The sequence below is a fragment of the Mycobacterium sp. E2699 genome, assembly GCF_001666745.1.
In the GTDB taxonomy this organism is placed as follows: Bacteria; Actinomycetota; Actinomycetes; order Mycobacteriales; family Mycobacteriaceae; genus Mycobacterium.
Genome location: NZ_LZJH01000035.1, coordinates 99,505 through 116,679, shown reverse-complemented (window position 1 = coordinate 116,679; position 17,175 = coordinate 99,505). Strand labels below are relative to the sequence as shown.

Annotated in this window: 15 protein-coding genes; 9 read left to right on the top strand and 6 right to left on the bottom strand. The window is 65.4% G+C overall.

What is annotated here, in order from left to right; all coding sequences use genetic code 11:
• The first annotated feature begins 37 nt into the window (after nucleotides 1–37).
• Complete coding sequence (locus tag A5696_RS27565; RefSeq protein WP_156738244.1) at nucleotides 38–2,185, top strand: McrB family protein; 2,148 nt, start codon at nucleotides 38–40, stop codon at nucleotides 2,183–2,185.
• Nucleotides 2,186–2,187: 2 nt separating this feature from the next.
• Nucleotides 2,188–4,452, top strand: coding sequence for a DUF2357 domain-containing protein (locus A5696_RS26900; protein ID WP_082968905.1), 2,265 nt, complete (start codon nucleotides 2,188–2,190; stop codon nucleotides 4,450–4,452).
• A 132-nt stretch (nucleotides 4,453–4,584) separates the two neighbouring features.
• On the opposite strand, the gene A5696_RS04600 is transcribed toward A5696_RS26900, so the two are convergent.
• The gene (locus A5696_RS04600; protein ID WP_067874097.1) at nucleotides 4,585–5,037 is read right to left on the bottom strand and encodes a VOC family protein; all 453 of its coding nucleotides are present in this window, start codon (nucleotides 5,035–5,037) and stop codon (nucleotides 4,585–4,587) included.
• An 86-nt stretch (nucleotides 5,038–5,123) separates the two neighbouring features.
• Between A5696_RS04600 and A5696_RS04595 the strand changes: the two genes are divergently transcribed.
• The 3 genes from A5696_RS04595 to A5696_RS04585 all read left to right on the top strand — a co-directional run bounded on the left by A5696_RS04595 (nucleotide 5,124) and on the right by A5696_RS04585 (nucleotide 7,914).
• Entirely contained in the window at nucleotides 5,124–6,377 is a 1,254-nt protein-coding gene (locus A5696_RS04595; RefSeq protein WP_067874468.1) for a cytochrome P450, read from the top strand.
• Between the two features lie 259 nt (nucleotides 6,378–6,636).
• Nucleotides 6,637–7,401 carry a potassium channel family protein gene (locus A5696_RS04590; RefSeq protein WP_067874094.1) on the top strand — a complete coding sequence of 255 codons (765 nt, stop codon included), beginning with the start codon at nucleotides 6,637–6,639 and terminating at the stop codon, nucleotides 7,399–7,401.
• 54 nt (nucleotides 7,402–7,455) lie between these two features.
• A complete protein-coding gene (locus A5696_RS04585) occupies nucleotides 7,456–7,914 on the top strand; it encodes a hypothetical protein (RefSeq protein ID WP_067874090.1) in 459 nt (152 codons plus the stop codon).
• Between the two features lie 48 nt (nucleotides 7,915–7,962).
• On the opposite strand, the gene A5696_RS04580 is transcribed toward A5696_RS04585, so the two are convergent.
• Nucleotides 7,963–9,360 carry a CehA/McbA family metallohydrolase gene (locus A5696_RS04580; protein WP_067874087.1) on the bottom strand — a complete coding sequence of 466 codons (1,398 nt, stop codon included), beginning with the start codon at nucleotides 9,358–9,360 and terminating at the stop codon, nucleotides 7,963–7,965.
• 125 nt (nucleotides 9,361–9,485) lie between these two features.
• Here A5696_RS04580 and A5696_RS04575 point away from each other — a divergent pair, with 125 nt between their 5' ends.
• Both A5696_RS04575 and A5696_RS04570 read left to right on the top strand, forming a co-directional pair.
• Nucleotides 9,486–10,340 (top strand): phytanoyl-CoA dioxygenase family protein, encoded by an 855-nt coding sequence (locus tag A5696_RS04575; RefSeq protein WP_067874084.1) that lies wholly within the window; start codon nucleotides 9,486–9,488, stop codon nucleotides 10,338–10,340.
• Nucleotides 10,337–11,716, top strand: coding sequence for an FAD-binding oxidoreductase (locus A5696_RS04570; protein ID WP_067874081.1), 1,380 nt, complete (start codon nucleotides 10,337–10,339; stop codon nucleotides 11,714–11,716). Before A5696_RS04575 ends, A5696_RS04570 begins: the two co-directional genes overlap by 4 nt.
• On the opposite strand, the gene A5696_RS04565 is transcribed toward A5696_RS04570, so the two are convergent.
• Both A5696_RS04565 and A5696_RS04560 read right to left on the bottom strand, forming a co-directional pair.
• A complete protein-coding gene (locus A5696_RS04565; protein WP_067874466.1) occupies nucleotides 11,713–13,170 on the bottom strand; it encodes a serine/threonine-protein kinase in 1,458 nt (485 codons plus the stop codon). The two genes, A5696_RS04570 and A5696_RS04565, sit on opposite strands and share 4 nt — an antisense overlap.
• A gap of 52 nt (nucleotides 13,171–13,222) precedes the next feature.
• Nucleotides 13,223–13,867, bottom strand: coding sequence for a TIGR03085 family metal-binding protein (locus A5696_RS04560; protein ID WP_067874079.1), 645 nt, complete (start codon nucleotides 13,865–13,867; stop codon nucleotides 13,223–13,225).
• 34 nt (nucleotides 13,868–13,901) lie between these two features.
• On the opposite strand from A5696_RS04560, the gene A5696_RS04555 reads away from it, so the two are divergent.
• Entirely contained in the window at nucleotides 13,902–15,176 is a 1,275-nt protein-coding gene (locus A5696_RS04555) for an alpha/beta hydrolase (protein WP_067874076.1), read from the top strand.
• Here A5696_RS04555 and A5696_RS04550 read toward each other — a convergent pair.
• A complete protein-coding gene (locus A5696_RS04550) occupies nucleotides 15,173–15,766 on the bottom strand; it encodes a TetR/AcrR family transcriptional regulator (protein WP_067874073.1) in 594 nt (197 codons plus the stop codon). The two genes, A5696_RS04555 and A5696_RS04550, sit on opposite strands and share 4 nt — an antisense overlap.
• A gap of 65 nt (nucleotides 15,767–15,831) precedes the next feature.
• Here A5696_RS04550 and A5696_RS04545 point away from each other — a divergent pair, with 65 nt between their 5' ends.
• Nucleotides 15,832–16,272: a DUF1707 domain-containing protein gene (locus A5696_RS04545; protein WP_067874070.1), complete on the top strand. Its 441-nt coding sequence runs from the start codon at nucleotides 15,832–15,834 to the stop codon at nucleotides 16,270–16,272.
• A gap of 48 nt (nucleotides 16,273–16,320) precedes the next feature.
• Here the strand turns inward: A5696_RS04545 and A5696_RS04540 are convergent, their stop codons facing one another.
• Entirely contained in the window at nucleotides 16,321–17,118 is a 798-nt protein-coding gene (locus A5696_RS04540; protein WP_067874067.1) for a lysophospholipid acyltransferase family protein, read from the bottom strand.
• Between the last annotated feature and the right edge of the window lie 57 nt (nucleotides 17,119–17,175).

Below are 17,175 nucleotides of genomic sequence, written 5' to 3'. Positions count from 1 at the left end.
GGGCGCCGCTGGCCTTCCCAACTAGCCTGAGACTGTGATGGCCATCCCGACCCTCAAGTTCAGCTATGGCAATTTGCTGCTCGCGCGCCTGCGCGAGCTTGGCTCAGCGAATATCGAAGAACTTCTCGGCGACCATGCAACGCAACTCTTCAAGTCTGGCGAATCAATTGAGAACCCGAAAACGCGGGCCAGTGATTGTCTTCGGTTCGCGCGAATGCTTGATCTGGTGGTAGAGGAGGAGCGCAGATTCAAGCTGACCCCGTCGGGTCTCAAGTATGCCGAAAACGTTGATCCCAGCAATCCTTGGATTGTAGATGAAACTCAGGCTGGCGTCCTTCGTGACCGGCTATCCGGTAGTGCTGATCTGGCTAACGACGCCCGAATCGCTCTTCAGATTGTTCATGAAAAACCAGCGGGCTGGTCCAACGACGATCTCGGGCGCGCGCTAGCGGAGCATTCGAATTCCGGCCAATGGCAATCGGACCGGACCTTCGAGTCGCAAGGCGCTCGCTACCGAGAACTTCTCACAGAGAGTGGGCTTATTGATAGAAGAGGTGAACTAACCGAGCACGGAGTCTCTTTTCTTGGACGGCAAGCTTCGGTCTGGTGGGTGAATCAAGGCGCCAGTTACGCGAAGGAGCGCGATGGTGGGTTCCTGTGGGCCCCGATGCGGAATAAGGCGGGCCGCACGCTATATCACTGGGAGACCATGGATGAGGTTCGCGAAGGTGACGTTGTTTTGCATTACAGCAACGGCTCATTGCGAGCCGCGAGCCATGTAACCGCAGCTGCGAGGCCGGCGCCGAATCCGCTCGACGACCAAGCTTGGGAGGCCGAGGGCCGACTGGTCGAGTTGCAGTATCAGGAGCTGAATGAGCCGGTCGCACTTGCCGCCATCGACGAGGGCGCCCGAATTAGGCAGGGTTCGCCGTTCACCGTGACGGGATCCGTCCAGCAAGTGTATCTCGTTCGCCTCCAGGGAGACTTCATAAGCGAACTGGCCCACCGGTTCCCCGAGCTCGCGCCCCACCTGCCTTCGGGCCCGGCCACTGCTCGTTTAACACCAACACTGCCGGATGCGCCGACGCCGTCCGAACTATTCCGTGACTTTGCCGAAGCGGTGGAAGCTTCTGGACTCCGCTTCTCAGCAGGCTCGAACCTCATTCGATCATTCTTGAGCAGTCTGCTTGCCAAACCCTTCGCGATCCTGACGGGACTCGCCGGCTCGGGCAAGACTCAGCTCGCGATGAGACTCGGTGAATGGTTCGGCACAGATGAACGCGGACGTCATCGCCACGTCGTCGTACCCGTGCGGCCTGACTGGACAGGCCCAGAATCCATCTTTGGTTATGAGGACGCGCTACGTTCGTCAACGTCTGGCGCCCCAGTGTGGTTCGTTCCGGAAGCATTCGAGTTTGTTCTCCGCGCAGCGAACGACCCCGAGCACCCGTACTTGCTGATCCTGGACGAGATGAACTTGGCCCACGTCGAGCGTTACTTCTCGGACTTTCTCTCCGGGGTCGAATCACGGCGCCCTGTCTTACCGGATCTGGTCTTCGATCAACCTTCTCGCCAATGGGTCCTGCGCGACGTAGAAGCGCAGAGGCTGCCGTTGCCACGGAACCTTTTCGTAGTCGGTACCGTCAACGTGGACGAGACGACCTACATGTTCTCGCCGAAGGTTCTCGACAGGGCCTCCACCTTTGAGTTTCGGGTGACCTCCGAAGAACTCGACGCCGAACTTCAACGACCCATTGCTACGCCTGCGGCGGACGACCAGAGAGTGCGCGCCTTCGCGTCGCTGGCAGAAAACGACGATTGGCAGCGAGAGCATCCTCATCCGGCTCGCGCCGAAATTGTGTCGACGCTTCGACAGGCGCACGGGATCTTGACTGGCGCCAACCAAGAGTTCGGGCACCGGACGCTGTACGAGATCCTGCGGTTCTGCGCGTTCTTCGCAGCGACGGGAGACACCGATGTCGATACCGCGCTCGACCTCGCGATTATGCAGAAGGTTCTGCCGAAGGTACACGGGTCGCGACGGCGCGTCGAACCCGTTCTCACGGAGCTCGATGCGCTGGCAGTGGGCGCCGGTCCGGCCCCGCGGCTGCCTATTACGCACCACAAGATCGTCCGCATGATCGAGTCCGTCCGCGCGAATCAGTTCGTCAGTTTCGCCGAGTAACCATGTCCCAGGGTTCCGTGCGTTGGGCGCTTCGAAATGACGATGGTCACGTCGTCGGTGAACTGCTGGTCGCCAACCTTCCAGGTCGGCAGGACACTACGTTCTCGCGGCGCGGTGAGGTCGCATTGCGTGAAGCGGCGACCTACCGTTACGAAATAATCAGCGATGCAACGAATGTCAACCTTGAGCCACGTGAGTTGTTCGATCCGGATGACGCGAGTTGGAAGCAGGGGCGGCTACAACCCGGTCAAGCCGTTGGCCGCGTCCGGATTCGGGTCGTTGATTGTGCGATGGGGCTATCAGGGACGACCGAAGTCGACGTTCTGGCAGTCAAACTGGACCACGAGACTGAGTACCGCCAGATGCTGACTGATATCTCCACTTTCGCTGCTGAGGCAGTGTTGCAGGGATTTGCGCCAAGTTTGTTGGATCTTGCGCCAAGCGAGCTACCTGTCGAACTGCTATACCTCCGCTTCGCGATGATCGCCGCGTATCTGCGTGATCCGACGGTCGAGGCCGCAATTGCGCGTGTGACCTCGCACCCACACCGCACATGGGTGTCTGAGCAAGAGATCCGTCCGGTTGGATCGCCGTTTCCAGCGGGGGCCGCTTTTCGTCGCGCAGTATGCGCGCCCGGTCGACGGGTGCCGTGGACGGGTGGTTCAACCACACTCGATTCTTTGCCTGCCGCTCTCACCCGTCACCGCACCGAAGCGAGCGTCGACAACTCCGCTAATCAGTTCGTCAAGTTTGCTTTAGAGAGTTGGCGAGCCGTCGCGCTCGAACTGTTGAGTGGGCTATCCCTAGCCTCGCAGAAGGTCGAGTCAGGGCCGCTGCGCCGCGGTCAGCAGATCGCTGCTGAGATCGGTGCTCAACTCGACGAGTACCTGGCTCATCCACACTTCCGCGAGGTTAGCTCCTTAAGGAGAATGCCTAATTCGGACCAGGTGTTACTCAAGCGGGCGGGCTACCGCGAAATTTTCCGAACGTTTGCGATGACTGAGTCGGGCGCCACTGTGCAGATTGATCACAGGGATATGACCGATGTCTTCGCAGCTTCGCAACGCAACATTGCGACGCTCTACGAGTTCTGGTGCTTTCTTGCGATAGTGAGTTCACTCGGACGAGTGTGCGAGGAAGACCAGACTGCGCGGGCCTTCACGGCCGCCGCTGATGGCACCTCCATGATTATGCGGTCAGGCAGCGCGTCGAAGTTGTCGTGGTCGATCAAGCGAGGAGGCCGTCCACTTCGTGTCGAAGTTTTTTTTAATCGGACGTTCGCCGGACGAGACGATCGACGGGGCTCATGGAGCCAAGCGATGCGTCCTGACTGCTCGGTGCGCATCCGACCAGAAGGCAGCACGCCTTCGCGGGTCCCCATGCAAGAGTTCGAGATCTGGCTTCATTTCGATGCGAAGTACCGTGTCGACAATCTGCTTGCGCAGCTGACAGCAGCTACTGATTCGGATGAATTGGTCAGCGAATCGACGACCACTGGCGGTGCTAAGCGCGACGACCTGCTCAAGATGCATGCCTACCGAGACGCGATCTCGCGAACGGCAGGAGCCTACGTGCTGTATCCGGGGTCAGAGATTAAGGACATCCGGCGACATCCCGGCTTCAAAGAAGTGTTGCCTGGCCTCGGTGCCTTTCCGCTCAGGCCGAACAGCGATGGCCTACCGTCGTCATCGCAAGCCCTCGACCAATTTTTAAGCGATGTGCTGACGCATGTCGCCAGTCAGGTCACGCGTGACGAGCGGCATCGGTTCTGGACCGCAACTGTGCATCGACCTGGTAGCCCCACCCTCACGTCATTACTGACAACGGACTTTTTGGATGAACCTCCTGCCGATACGGATGTGCTTCTGGGTTTCGTCCGAAATTCTGAGCACCTTCGATGGATAGAGCGGTTGCGGCAGTACAACATTCGTGCGGGAGATCGGACTGGCGCGGTCGAAATCGGCGGGCGCGAGCTCGGTGCCAAGCTTCTACTCTTGTACCAGAACCTGGACGGTTACCTCCACGTGGCCAGCGCTGCAAAGGTAGTGCGCTGGCGCCCAGCGACTGCGGGCGACTTGTTGGCCACTGGCTATCCCAACCCTCGCGGTGATATCTACTTCCTAGCCGACCTCGAGTTCGTTGAACATCTGCCCACGTGGACCGACTCGATCGACCTCGAGCTTCTAACATCAGATGTCCGTGAAGGGGCGCCAATTGTCGTGACCTGGTGGGACGTCATCCGAGCTGCGTCGATTGTCGAACCCTGAGCCGATGGGCGACCAAGGCGGCATCGATGCCCGTTTACACGTCATATCCCATACCGCGCGAGTACGCAGTGGGCGTAGCAATTCCCACGAGGGCGTGTCGCGTAGGTCAACTCAAAACTGCATCGCCAAACCCTAAGGTCGAGGCGGCAATGCCGACAACCACCCGTCCGCAAGCAGTTCCAGCAACTGTCCATCGGGATCGCGGATCATCGCCATCGCCTCCGTGACAGTCGCGTCGACCACCGCTCCCCCGAACTCCTCGACCTTTTTCAACGCGCCGCCCAGATCGGACACTGAAAACGAGATGTGCGTCAGACCAATCTGATCCATCACCCGTTCCGACCCGGTGTGAACCTGACGCTTTGAGTAGTCCATCAGTTCGAGCACAAACCCGTCGCGCACCAAGTAGGTCGCATGCACCCCAAGCGGCTCGGGGAGCTGCACAAGCTTTGCGGTCGGGCCGTCGGGCGGATCAAGCTCCCACCAGAACTGAAAGCCGAGCACGTTCTCGTAGAACCGCCGCGACCGCTCGCGATCGGAGACACACAATCCGACGTGGTTGAAGGTCGTCCGGTGACTACTCATCGCGGCCTTTCTCGACGAACCCACGAGCGTAATAATGCAAAGATAGTGTAGATAGCCGAGCTCTCGTCGCGGTGGAGGAATTCCGGATGACAACCCGTCCCGACGTCGCCGATGACGCAATAGTCAACTTCGACCATCACTCCGACGACTTCAACCTCAACGAGCTGGCCGTCAACGCCGAACTACGACACAAGTGTCCCGTCGCCTGGAACACCAACTACGGCGGCTTCTGGTTCCTCGGCAGCTACGACGCGGTCAGCCGAGCGGCAAGAGATGGCGACATCTTCGCCCACAAATACGAACCCAATGCCCCAGACGGCGTCGACTACCAGGGCGAGATGGGCGTCCCCCGCCCCGAAGGCCAGCCGGCCCTGGGCATCGGCGAGGTCGACGGCCCCTACCACCTTGCCCTCCGGCACGCCCTGGCTCCGTTCCTGTCACCCGGCGCCGTTCTAAAGCTAAAGCCGTTCATGGAGCAAAAATCCCACGAGTTCCTCGACCAGAAAATCGAAGACGGCCACATGGACCTCGTCCTCGACTACGCCAGCCCGGTCCCGGCCATCCTCACCATGAAGCTGATGGGCCTGCCCCTCGACAACTGGCACCTCTACGCCAACCTCTTCCACTCCGTCATGGCCGTCCCGCAGGACAGCCCTCAGTACCTCGACGCCATCGCCAAAGTCCCGGAAATGATGCAAGGCGTCCTCGACTACGCCGCCACCCGACGAGCCAACCCGAAAGACGACCTGACCAGCTTCCTCCTGCAGTTCGAATTCGACGGCCAGCGCCTCACCGACGAACAGCTGCTCAACATCCTGTGGAACCTCATCGGCGGCGGCGTCGACACCACCACCTCCCAGACCGCGCTGACGCTCCAACACCTGGGCACCCACCCGGCCCTCAGGCAGCAGCTCATCGACCACCCGGAGCTCTACCGCACCGCCACCGACGAATTCCTGCGCTACTTCTCGGTCAACCAAACCCTGAGCCGCACCGTCACCAAAGACGTCGAGCTCAACGGCCAACACCTCCGCAAAAACGACAGAGTCGTCATCAGCTGGCTCTCCGCCAACCACGACGAGAAGGAATTCGAAAAGCCCGAAGAGATCATTCTCGACCGAACACCCAACCGCCACCTCGCCTTTGGACTCGGACCGCATCGCTGCATCGGCTCGCACCTGGCGCGCCTGATGTCCGAGGTGATGGTCAGGGCGGTCCTCGACTGCATCCCCGACTACCAAGTCGACGTCGACAACGTCCACCACTACCTCGGCAACCCGAGCATGACCGGGCTAGGCAAGCTGCCGGTCACCTTCACCCCTGGATCCACGCGAGCCTAGACAACCGCCGCGGCCGGCCAGCGGTTCCCTCGACCTCAACCGTATGCAAGCTGATCTCCAGCGCGAGGTCGTCGACGGTCCGAGGTCTACGCCCAAATGACCCACCGGCCCAGCGAAATGTCAATGCTAAGCACAGGCTCACACGAATTCTTACAAATCTGCTGTGATCAACGCTGTCGGCGCATACGCTCCCATCGACGAAGTGGGTGACGTCAGCCAGGGGAAGGTCACCAAGCGGGGAGGTTGGGGGCGTGTTGTCATGAGTTCGCGATCGATGCTGGAACGCTGGGAAGGCCGCACAGAATGGCCGCTTGCCGGCATTGCTGTCTTCTTCCTGGTCACCTTCTCCGTCAAGGTGCTCGCCCACCCCGGTGGACTCGCCTTGCGCGCGCTGGACCTGATCTTGTGGGCGCTTTGGGCGGGATTTTCCGTCGACTACTTGGTCCGGCTTGCGCTCACACCCCAGCGAGGGCGGTGGTTCATCCGACACATCTTGGATTTCGTGATAGTCGCCGTCCCATTCCTACGACCACTCCGCTTGCTGCGATTGGTCGTGATCGTCGCGGCCCTGCAAAAGGCGTTCGGCGATGCCGTGCGCGGGCGCATCGTCATGTACACCGCCACCACCGCCGTGCTCCTCGTCTACGCAGCATCGCTTGCCGTTCTTCAAGCCGAACGTTCCGACCCAGCCGCCCACATCAAAAACTTCGGCGACGCCGTCTGGTGGTCGATCACCACCATCACCACCGTCGGATACGGGGACTTCTACCCGGTGACCACACAAGGTCGGTTGGTTGCGGTGTTGCTCATGATCGGCGGTATGAGCCTCATCGGCATGATCACCGCGACGGTGGCGTCTTGGATCGTCCATCGTGTCGCGGAGGAAGACACCACAAAGCAGGCCGCTACGGCCGCGCAAATCGACGAGCTGCGCTTGCAGATCGCCCAACTCACGACGTTGTTGACGAAAACTTCCGGCGAGCCGGTTGCCGTCGCCCCGCGACGCGCTGCGGCAACGCCGTGATGACTGCAGCGGTCGGTTAGGAGAGCACAGCGGACCCGAATTAGGAACAACACCATGACCGTTGACAAGACCTATCCCATCAGCGACGAGCTGTGGACCGAGCTGGCTGGGCACCTGAAAACCAGCGGCTGTCTGCTCGCCCCTGCGCTGCGCTACATGGAGCAAGGGCTGACACCAGAGGACTACGCCGCAGCAATCGACGCCAACCTTGAGTACGAGCGGTGGAAGTACTCGATGATTCGGGACATGCAGCGGGGCCGCGTCTATGCTGGGACGTCCGAGGGCGCTCACCTCGTCGCCATCAACTACCGCTACGTTCTGGACCAACCACTGTCACCAGAATTACGCCACTACGTGAGCCAGATCATCGGAGAACTGCATCGGGCATTTCCCGAAGTGCTGGTGACTCCGGCGCGAATACTTGGGCCCCAAGGACATTGGCGCTCGAATGTGAAGCCCGATCCGCCACTGTGCCCAGAGTGCTGGCAACACCACGTCGGCGAATGCCTCTAATTCGCACCGCAACCGACTGACTTCTCCCGCCTTGGAGGCGTTGCCTCTTCAGGCCAGCCACACGGGATTTGTCAGCGCCACCATCGCGCCGAGCGGGCGCCGCGGCGCCTCGCGGATCTCCAGCCGCGCGAAGCGTGCCGACGCGGCGTCGACTTCCCACCGCAGCATGGTCCGCGCTGGCCCTCGCACCGCCGCCCGGCCGACGCAACCCTCCGCGGTGACCAGGGCGGCGGTCGTCCCGGCGGCCCCGGTGATCATCGCGGTGACGGTCACCGGCGCCTCGGGCGGCACCCGCAGCGTCTCACCGGGACCGGCTCCCCGACCCGCACACGATGCGGTGAATTCGACTGTGACAGAACGTGATCGCGCGATATACGAACGACCACGGCGCAACCCGTCGACCAAAGCCGGTGTCGACAGCTCTCGCGCGTACACAACCGTCTGCGGCGAACCCACCGGCTGTTGACGAGCATGGGAGTCGCTGCCGCCGACCGCCACGACGCGCCGGCCCTGACACAGCAGCCGCTGCCACATGCGCAGCGACACCTCGTCGTCGAGGTTCCACCGGCCGTTCCACACCTCGAGCCCATCGACATGGTCAAAACCGAACTCCCACAACGACCCCGGCACCGGCGCGGCGGGATGGGCGGCAAAAACCAGCCCGCCGGCCGAGCGGACCTCCGAGGCGAAGCGCGGGAACACCCCGTCGCGCGGCGCGTATCGCCAATCGACCCAGCCACCCGGCGGCAGCCCGACGGCGAGCCAGTGCCCGTGCCTGGTGGTGACCTCCTCGCCGGGAATCACCAACAACCCGCCGGTGCGGCACGCCGGCCACACCCGGTTGGCGGAGTTGGTGTTGTGGTCGGTGGAGACGATGAAGTCCAGACCGCTGTCGTGCGCGGCCGCCACCAGCTCACCCGGATGGCGTTCGCCGTCGGAGTGCACGGTGTGCAGGTGCAGGTCCCCGCGGTACCAGCCGGCACGGCCGGCGGGCGGCGCCGGATACGCGACGAACGGGCCGCTGTCCGGGCCGGGCTGCCCGCGTTCCAGGGTGACGCGCGCCTCCCAGGCCATTCCCCACGGGCTTAGCACCACCGGACCGAGGGCCACCGCCCACAGGCCCGGCTCGATGCGCCCCGCCAGGTAACCCGGGGTGGCGTGGCCGGCGGAGATCTCAAAGCCGTCGCGGGCGCCGCCCGACCATCCCCGGAATCCGGCCGCATTGCCCAGGTCGTGACCCGCCGGCCCAAACATGCCCAGATCCAACACGTTTCGGATCGGCCCGCCCACCGCGAAGCGGTCATGCGACGTGGTGACCCGGATTCGCTGCACGCCCAACGGGACCTCGAACGGCAGGTAAGCCCACTGATCGATCCCGAACCGGAACCGGCCCGAAAACAACAGCTGGATCGCCTGTGCGTCGCGCTGCTCGGTCGCGATGCTCACGGCCTTCCTCCCCTATCGGTACAGGCCCAGGATCCCGCACGAAGGAGTAACCACCCGTTACTGCGACACGAACTCCCGCCGTCGGGCCACTGTCATTTGGATGCTGAGTTACTTAGGGTCTGCGTATGAGCATCGACGACGAGCCCGTCACGACGCTGGACGACCTCAAAACCGATCTGGCGGGCCGGCACAAATGGACACCGAGCGGCGGCGCGTCCGTCGACCCCGCGATCGTCGACGCGGACATGGCGGCCCTCGACCGCGACGGCTACGTCATCTGGGAGAACCTGCTCGGCGCCGACGAGTGCCAACAGATCCGCGACACCGTCGGCCCGATGCTCGCCCACACCGGACGCAACTCCTTCGAGGGACGGCGCACCCAACGCATCTACAGCGTGCTGAGCAGGACCCGCGTGTGCGACCGGCTCGTCGATCACCCGCGGGTGCTCGCGGTGCTCGACCGCCTCCTGATGCCCAACTACCTGCTTTCGGCGTTGCAGGCCATCAACATTCAGCCCGGGGAGTCGGCGCAGCTGGCCCATCACGACGACGGCTTCTACCCGATCCCGCGGCCGCGGGCTCCCCTGGCCGCCGCGACGATCTGGGCGATCGACGACTTCACCGCCGACAACGGCGCCACCGTGCTATTCCCTGGCAGTCACCACTGGGGCGCGCGCCGGCCCGGGCCCGACGACCGCGCGCTGCCCGTCGTCATGCCCGCCGGCTCGTGCGTCTTCTTCGTCGGAACCCTGTGGCACGGCGGCGGCGCCAACACGACCGCCCACGCGCGGCTGGCCGTCACGGCCCAGTACTGCCAACCGTGGCTGCGGCCGATGGAGTCATACACTCTGTCGATGCCACGCGACGTCGCCCGCACGGTCTCCGCCGACATCCAGCGCATGATCGGCTACAGCATCCACCCGCCGTTCGTCGGCAACGTCGACGGCCTGCACCCGCTGCGCCTGCTGGAGCAGCCGTGAGCGACGTGGCAGAACGGTTCGCGAGCATCGTCGGCGAGCACAACTTCCTGACCGGCGACGCGATCCCCGAGGACTATTGGCACGACGAGGTGCTGACGACGCCGCCGCAGAAGCCGGCCTACGTCGCCAAACCGGCCACCGCGGAAGAGGTTTCGCAGCTGCTCAAAGCCGCCAGCGAGAACAACATCCCGGTGACGGCCCGCGGGTCGGGCAGCGGCCTGTCCGGCGCGGCGATCCCGCGCGCCGACGGGCTGCTGATCTCCTTCGAGCGGATGAACGCGATCCTCGAGGTCGACACCACCAACCAGGTCGCCGTCGTCCAGCCCGGCGTGACGCTGACCGAGCTGGACGCCGCGACCGTCGACTCCGGGCTGAGCTACATGGTGCACCCGGGCGAGCTGTCTTCGAGCGTCGGCGGCAACGTCGGCACCAACGCCGGCGGCATGCGCGCGGTCAAGTACGGCATCGCCCGCCACAACGTGCTCGGGCTGCAGGCGGTGCTGCCGACCGGCGAGATCATCCGCACCGGCGGCAAGATCGCCAAGGTGTCCACCGGCTACGACCTGACCCAGCTCATCGTCGGCTCCGAAGGCACCCTCGCGCTGGCCACCGAGGTCATCGTCAAGCTGCACCCGCGGCTCGCCCACGCCGCCACCGTGCTCGCCCCGTTCGCCGACTTCGACCAGGTGATGGCGGCGGTGCCCCAGGTGCTGGCCAGCGGCCTGGCGCCCTACATCCTCGAGTACATCGACAACATGACGATGGCCGCGCTCGTCCACACCCAGAACCTCGAACTCGGCGTCCCCGACGACGTCCGCGACAGCTGCCAGGCGTATCTCGTTGTGGCGCTTGAGAATCGCACCGCCGACCGGCTGGACGAGGACGTCGAGCGGGCCGGCGAGCTGGTGGTCGAGCTGGGCGCCGTCGACGCCTATGTGCTGGAAGGGATCTCGGCGCGCAAGCTGATCGAGGCGCGGGAGAAGGCGTTCTGGACGGCCAAGGCGATCGGCGCCGACGACATCATCGACACCGTGGTGCCGCGCTCGGCGATGCCGAAGTTCCTCGCCGGCGCGCGGAGCCTGGCAGCCGAAGCCGGTGGCGCCGCGGCGGGCTGCGGACACGCGGGCGACGGCAACGTGCACCTGGCCATCATCTGCAAAGACCCGGCGAAAAAGAAGCAGCTGATGACCGACATCCTGGCGCTGGCAATGGAATTGGGCGGCGCAATCTCGGGCGAACACGGCCTGGGCCGCGCCAAGACCCCGTACTTCCTGCAGCTGGAAGACCCGGTCAAGGTCGACCTGATGCGCCGCATCAAGCAGAGCTTCGACCCGGCGGGCATCCTCAACCCCGACGTGCTGTTCGGCCAGCGCTAAGTGGCCGAGGCGTATTCCAGCACCGGCTCCGACGAGTCGACGTGGCCGTTGCTGATGATCCGCAGCCGGTCTGGGCGCACCTCGTAACGAACCCCGTTGTCCGGATTGGTCACATCGAATCCGCCCGAAGACCGCACCGCGTCGGTCAGCTCGATGTGGGCGCCGTCGCGGATGCGCTCGCCGCGGTAGTAGAAACTGCCGGGCGCGCTCTGGCACACCACCGCGAGCGACTGGGCGGTCCGCACCACTGCGGCGGGCGGGTTGCCCGGGTCGCATCGCGCGGTATGGCCGACGAAGCCCAGGCCGTCGGCGCCCTGGACGGGCCGCGACAGCGACGGCGTCTTCGTCGTCGACGGCGCCGGGGGCGCCCCCGATGCTTCCTCATGGGGTGAACCGCCGTGGTTGCCGAACAGGATCACGAACGTCGCCATGACCGCCGCGACCACCAGCAAAATCGCCGCCGCCCCGGCGACGACGATCGGCGCCCGGCGAACAGCCGGACTCAATGGCCGCTGGCGCGGAGGCGCGGGAGGTGGATACGGGCTGTAACCGGTGTCGTCGGGGTTGGGGAAGACCGCCGAGAACGGCCGAGTGCGCGACGGCGGTTCGGGCGGCGCCGCCGGCGTCTGCCCGAAGGCCGCCCTGGCCAGTTCACCCGCGGACGAGAACCGCGCGGCGGGATCCTTGGCCATGCCCCGGGCGATGACGCCGTCGAACGCCTTGTCGATCCCCCGGCGCATGATGCTCGGCCGGGGCGGCGGCGAGAACAGGTGCGCGCTGATCAGCGGCGGGATTTCGGCGGCCTCGAACGGCGGTTGACCGGTGAGGCATTCGTAGAGCACGCACGCCAGCGAGTAGACGTCGGTCTGCGGGCCCACCCAGGTGCCGTTGAATCGCTCGGGCGCCATGTAGGCGCACGACCCGATCAGCGGCCCGCCCGCCGTCAAGCTGGGATCCCCGCCGGCGTAGGCGATGCCGAAGTCGACCAGGTACGCGAACCCGTCGTCGGTGAGCAGCACATTCTCCGGCTTCACGTCGCGGTGCACCAGCCCGTCGGCATGCGCCGCGTCCAGGGCGGACGCCACCTGGGCCGTGATCGACGCCGCCTGCGCGGGTTCGAGCGCGCCGCGCTCGCGCAGCAGGTCTTTCAGGCTGCGGCCATCGACCAGGCGCATGTCGATGAAGAGCACGCCGTCGATTTCGCCGAAGTCGTGCACCGGGATGACGTGCGGTTCCTGCAGCCGCGCCGCCAGCCGCGATTCTCGCCGGAAGCGCTCCTGGAAACCCGCGTCCGCCGCCATCTCGGGACGCAACAGCTTCAGCGCGACCATCCGGCCCTTCCGCGTGTCGAAGGCCCGGTACACCTCGCCCATTCCGCCCGCACCGATCAGCGATCGCAGCTCGTAGGGCCCGAACCGGGTGCCCAGGCGCGGGCGACGGTACGTCGAAAACACGTCGACCAGGGTTCCCACATCGAGCGCGCAGATAACCCCAGACGCGGCCGCCTCACATGCCGAAGTGCGCGCGCCCCATTGCGTCGACGGCCTCGCCCGGCCCGCTCACCTCGACTTTCGCCGCGCCCCGGCGCCCAAAGAGATAGAGGAGGAGTTCGCCCGGCGGACCGCTGAGAAGCGCCGTCGGTGCACCCGGCCGCACGACCACCCGCTCGTCGGTGCCGGCCCACTCGAGCTCGAGCCCGCACCCGCGCAGCCGACGGCTCAGAAAGCGGCCGCCGCGGCGCACGTTTCGCCACAACCCGGCGTCCATGGCCGGCGTCAGGCCGCGAACGCCGAGCCCGTTGGCCCTGCGGAGGTCTTCGTGATGGACGAAGCACTCGTTGAGGTTTGCCATGTCGCGCACCCATCCGATGCGGAAGAACCCGACGGGCGGACCGGACCGGATCCGCGCTACCAGCCCCGCAAAGTTCGAGCGCCCGGCCAACCGAGCCCGGCGCCGCTCGGCGAACCGTTCGAAGGGCCCGGGCAGCACGAGGCACGGCCCCCCGAGGAGATCATGTTCGCGCTGCACGAGGTGGGCGGCGAGATCGTGCGCGGTCCAGCCGTCCAGCAGCGTCGGGACGGCAGGGCCGAGCTCCCCGAAAGAATCGCAGAGCTCGACGCGCTCCTGGGCATCGAGCGGGACGTCACCCACGAAGCCGGAGTTTACGAGCGGTTATGGTGGCCGCATGCAGAAGGCTCGACTCATGGACCATCTCCGGCAGATCGCGTCGCTGGTGGTCACGGCGGTAACGGCGCTGTCCACCCTCAACGCCTATCGACCGCTGGCGCGCACCGGTTACCTGTCGCTGTTCTCGTGGATGTTCGGCCTGGTTGTCACAGAACTGCCGCTGCAGACGATGGCCAGCCAGCTCGGCGGGCTTGCGTTGACGTCCCGCCGCCTGACCCGGCCGGTGCGGGCGCTCGCGTGGGTCACGGCGGCGGTCTCGGCGGCGGGCCTGCTGAATTTCAGCCGTGCCGGCCACCAGGCCAACGTGCCGCTCAATAAGGCCCTGGACGACGGGCTGGGGGCCGCCCGCCGCACCGACTCGGAGGGCCTGTGGCGCCGGCCGACCGGCGCCGGCAGCGCCAAGGCGCCCGGCCTGCTGCGCATGATGCGGATCTACCGCGACTACGCTCACGACTCCAACATCAGCTACGGCGAATTCGGCAGCGCCAACCACCTGGACATCTGGCGGCGCCCCGACCTCGATCCACATGGCAAGGCGCCGGTGCTCTTCCAAATCCCCGGCGGCGCCTGGACGACGGGAAACAAACGCGGACAGGCCCATCCGTTGATGAGCCACCTCGCCGAGCGCGGCTGGATCTGCGTGGCGATCAACTACCGCCACAGCCCGCGCAACACCTGGCCCGCCCACATCGTCGACGTGAAACGGGCGCTCGCCTGGGTCAAGGCCAACATCGCCGATTACGGCGGCGACCCGAACTTCATCGCCATCACCGGCGGTTCGGCCGGCGGCCACCTGTCGGCGCTGGCGGCGCTGACGCCCAACGATCCGCAATTTCAGCCGGGTTTCGAGGACGCCGACACGAGTGTGCAAGCGGCCGTGCCGTTTTACGGGATCTACGACTTCACCCGGCTCGACGACTCGCTGCACGCGATGATGCCCGGCCTGCTGATCAAATCGATCATCAAACAGCGGCCCTCGACGCACCTGCAGACGTTCGCCGACGCGTCGCCGATCCATCGGGTCAACGCCGATGCCCCACCGTTTTTCGTGCTGCACGGCAAGAACGACTCGCTGGCCTTCGTCGAGCAGGCGCGCGCCTTCACCACCAGGCTGCGCGAAGTCAGCAACCAACCCGTGGTCTACGCCGAATTGCCATACACCCAGCACGCTTTCGACATCTTCGGCTCGGCCCGCGCGGCGCACGCCGCGGTCGCCGTCGAGCAGTTCCTCGCCGAGGTCTACACGGCGCAGCTGAAGGCCAACGCGGCCTAACCGAGCACCCGCTCCACCACCCCCGCGATCAACGCCTCCGGGTCCTGCTCGATCCCGACCGCGGCCAGCTCGCCGCCGATGGCAAGCGACGCGACGCCGTGCACCAGCGACCACAGCGGCGCGGCAACCGCCCGCGGATCCTGAGCGTCGGCGAGCCCCGCGATCGCGTCGAGCAGGTCACCGAACGCCCGATCAGCGGCCGCCCCCAGGGCCGGGTGCTCCGCCTTGGAGATCTCCGACCCGAACATCACCCGGTAGTGGTCCGGATGCGCGACGGCCCAGCGCACGTAGGCGCGGCCCAGCTCGACCACCCTGGCCTTCGGGTCGGACGCGCCGTCCGCGGCCGCGACCAGCGCAGCGTGCAGATCGTCGAATCCCTGTTCGGCGACGGTGGCCAGCAGCTCGGCCTTGTCGGCGAAGTGGCGGTACGGGGCCGCGGCGCTGACGCCGGCGCGGCGCGCGGCCTCGGTCAGGGTGAAGCCCTTCGGCCCCTTCTCGGCCACCAGCGACAGCGCGGCGCTGGTCAGCGCCCGTTTGAGGTCGCCGTGGTGGTAGCTGCCCCGCCGCGACGCGGCCGTCTTCCGTGACATGTTGACGACATTAACATCGTGGTCTATGTTAATGCTATTCACATCAGCTGGAAAGGGAAGTGACCATGACCGCCACGACCGTCCGCGTCGGCAACCGCGACCGGCAGACGACCGCCGATCGCCTGGGACAGGCGCTCGCACAGGGCTATCTGGGGTTGGACGAGTACGAGCGGCGCGTGCAAAGGGTGTTCCAGACGCACACAGCCGGGGAGCTCACGGACGTGGTCGCCGACCTGCCGCTCGATCGCATCCGGCGCGCCGACCCCCGCCGCCACGCCGCCAAGGCCGCCGCCGCCCGACTCGGGGTGCGCATCCACCTCGGCGCGTACCTCGCGATGACGGCCATCGTGCTCGCCGTCTGGGCGGCGGTCGCGGTCACGAGCGGCGCGACGTACTTCTGGCCGATCTGGCCCATCCTCGGCGCGGCGATCGGCCTCGTCAGCCACGCCTTGGCCGTCCGGCCGGTCACGAAAACCGCTACACGCCAAGGAGCTTCAGCCGCGTGATGCCCGGGCCGCTGTCGGCGCGCGTCGCCGGGCGGATGTGCAACCGGCCTAGCCCAGGATCGGGAAGCGGCGCTTGCGCGCCAGCTCATCGAGGCACTTCTGCATCAGGCCGCGCACGAGCGCGTCGAGGTGTTCGACGTCGGGGGCCTCACCGAATTCGGCGGTGATGTGGATCGGCTTCAACACCTCGGTGACGATCTTGGTGGGCAGTGGCACGTTGACCGGCGCAAGCACGCTCAGGCCGAACGGCCACCCGAAAGTGATTGGCAGGATGTCGGTTCGGAAGAACTTGCGCTCGAACTTGGTGAGCCGAAGCAGCCGCGACAGCCACGTGCCGCGGCTCAGGTACAGCTGGCCCTCCTGCCCGCCGATGGAGACCGCCGGCACGATCGGCACCCCGGCCTCGATGGCCGTGGTCACGTAGCCGGTGCGGCCGCCGAAGTTGATGACGTTCTCGCGCATGCTGGGCCGATAGACGTCGAAATCCCCGCCGGGGAAGACCAAGACGACGGCGCCGGAGGCCAAGGCCTTGGCCGCGTTGTCGCGGGTCGCCCGGATCACGCCCGTGCGGTTGAGGAATTCGCCCGCGGGTCCGGCGAATATGGTGTCGAACCCCAGCGCAAAAAGCGGGCGCTCGTAGCCGAATTTGTCGTAATAGTCGACGGCGAACACCGACAGGTCGAACGAAGTGAAGCCGCCGGAATGGTTTGACACCACCAACGACGCGCCGGGCGGGATGTTGTCCAGGCCGCGGACCTCGGACCGGAAATAGCGCTTGACGATCGGCCGGGTCAGCGCGACGACGTGCTCGGTCAGGCCGCGATCCCATTTGTCGATGTCGCTCATTCACCGAGTTTCATCCGCACAAATAGCGGTCAATAGGGTATTTGGTCAGCTAGAGCT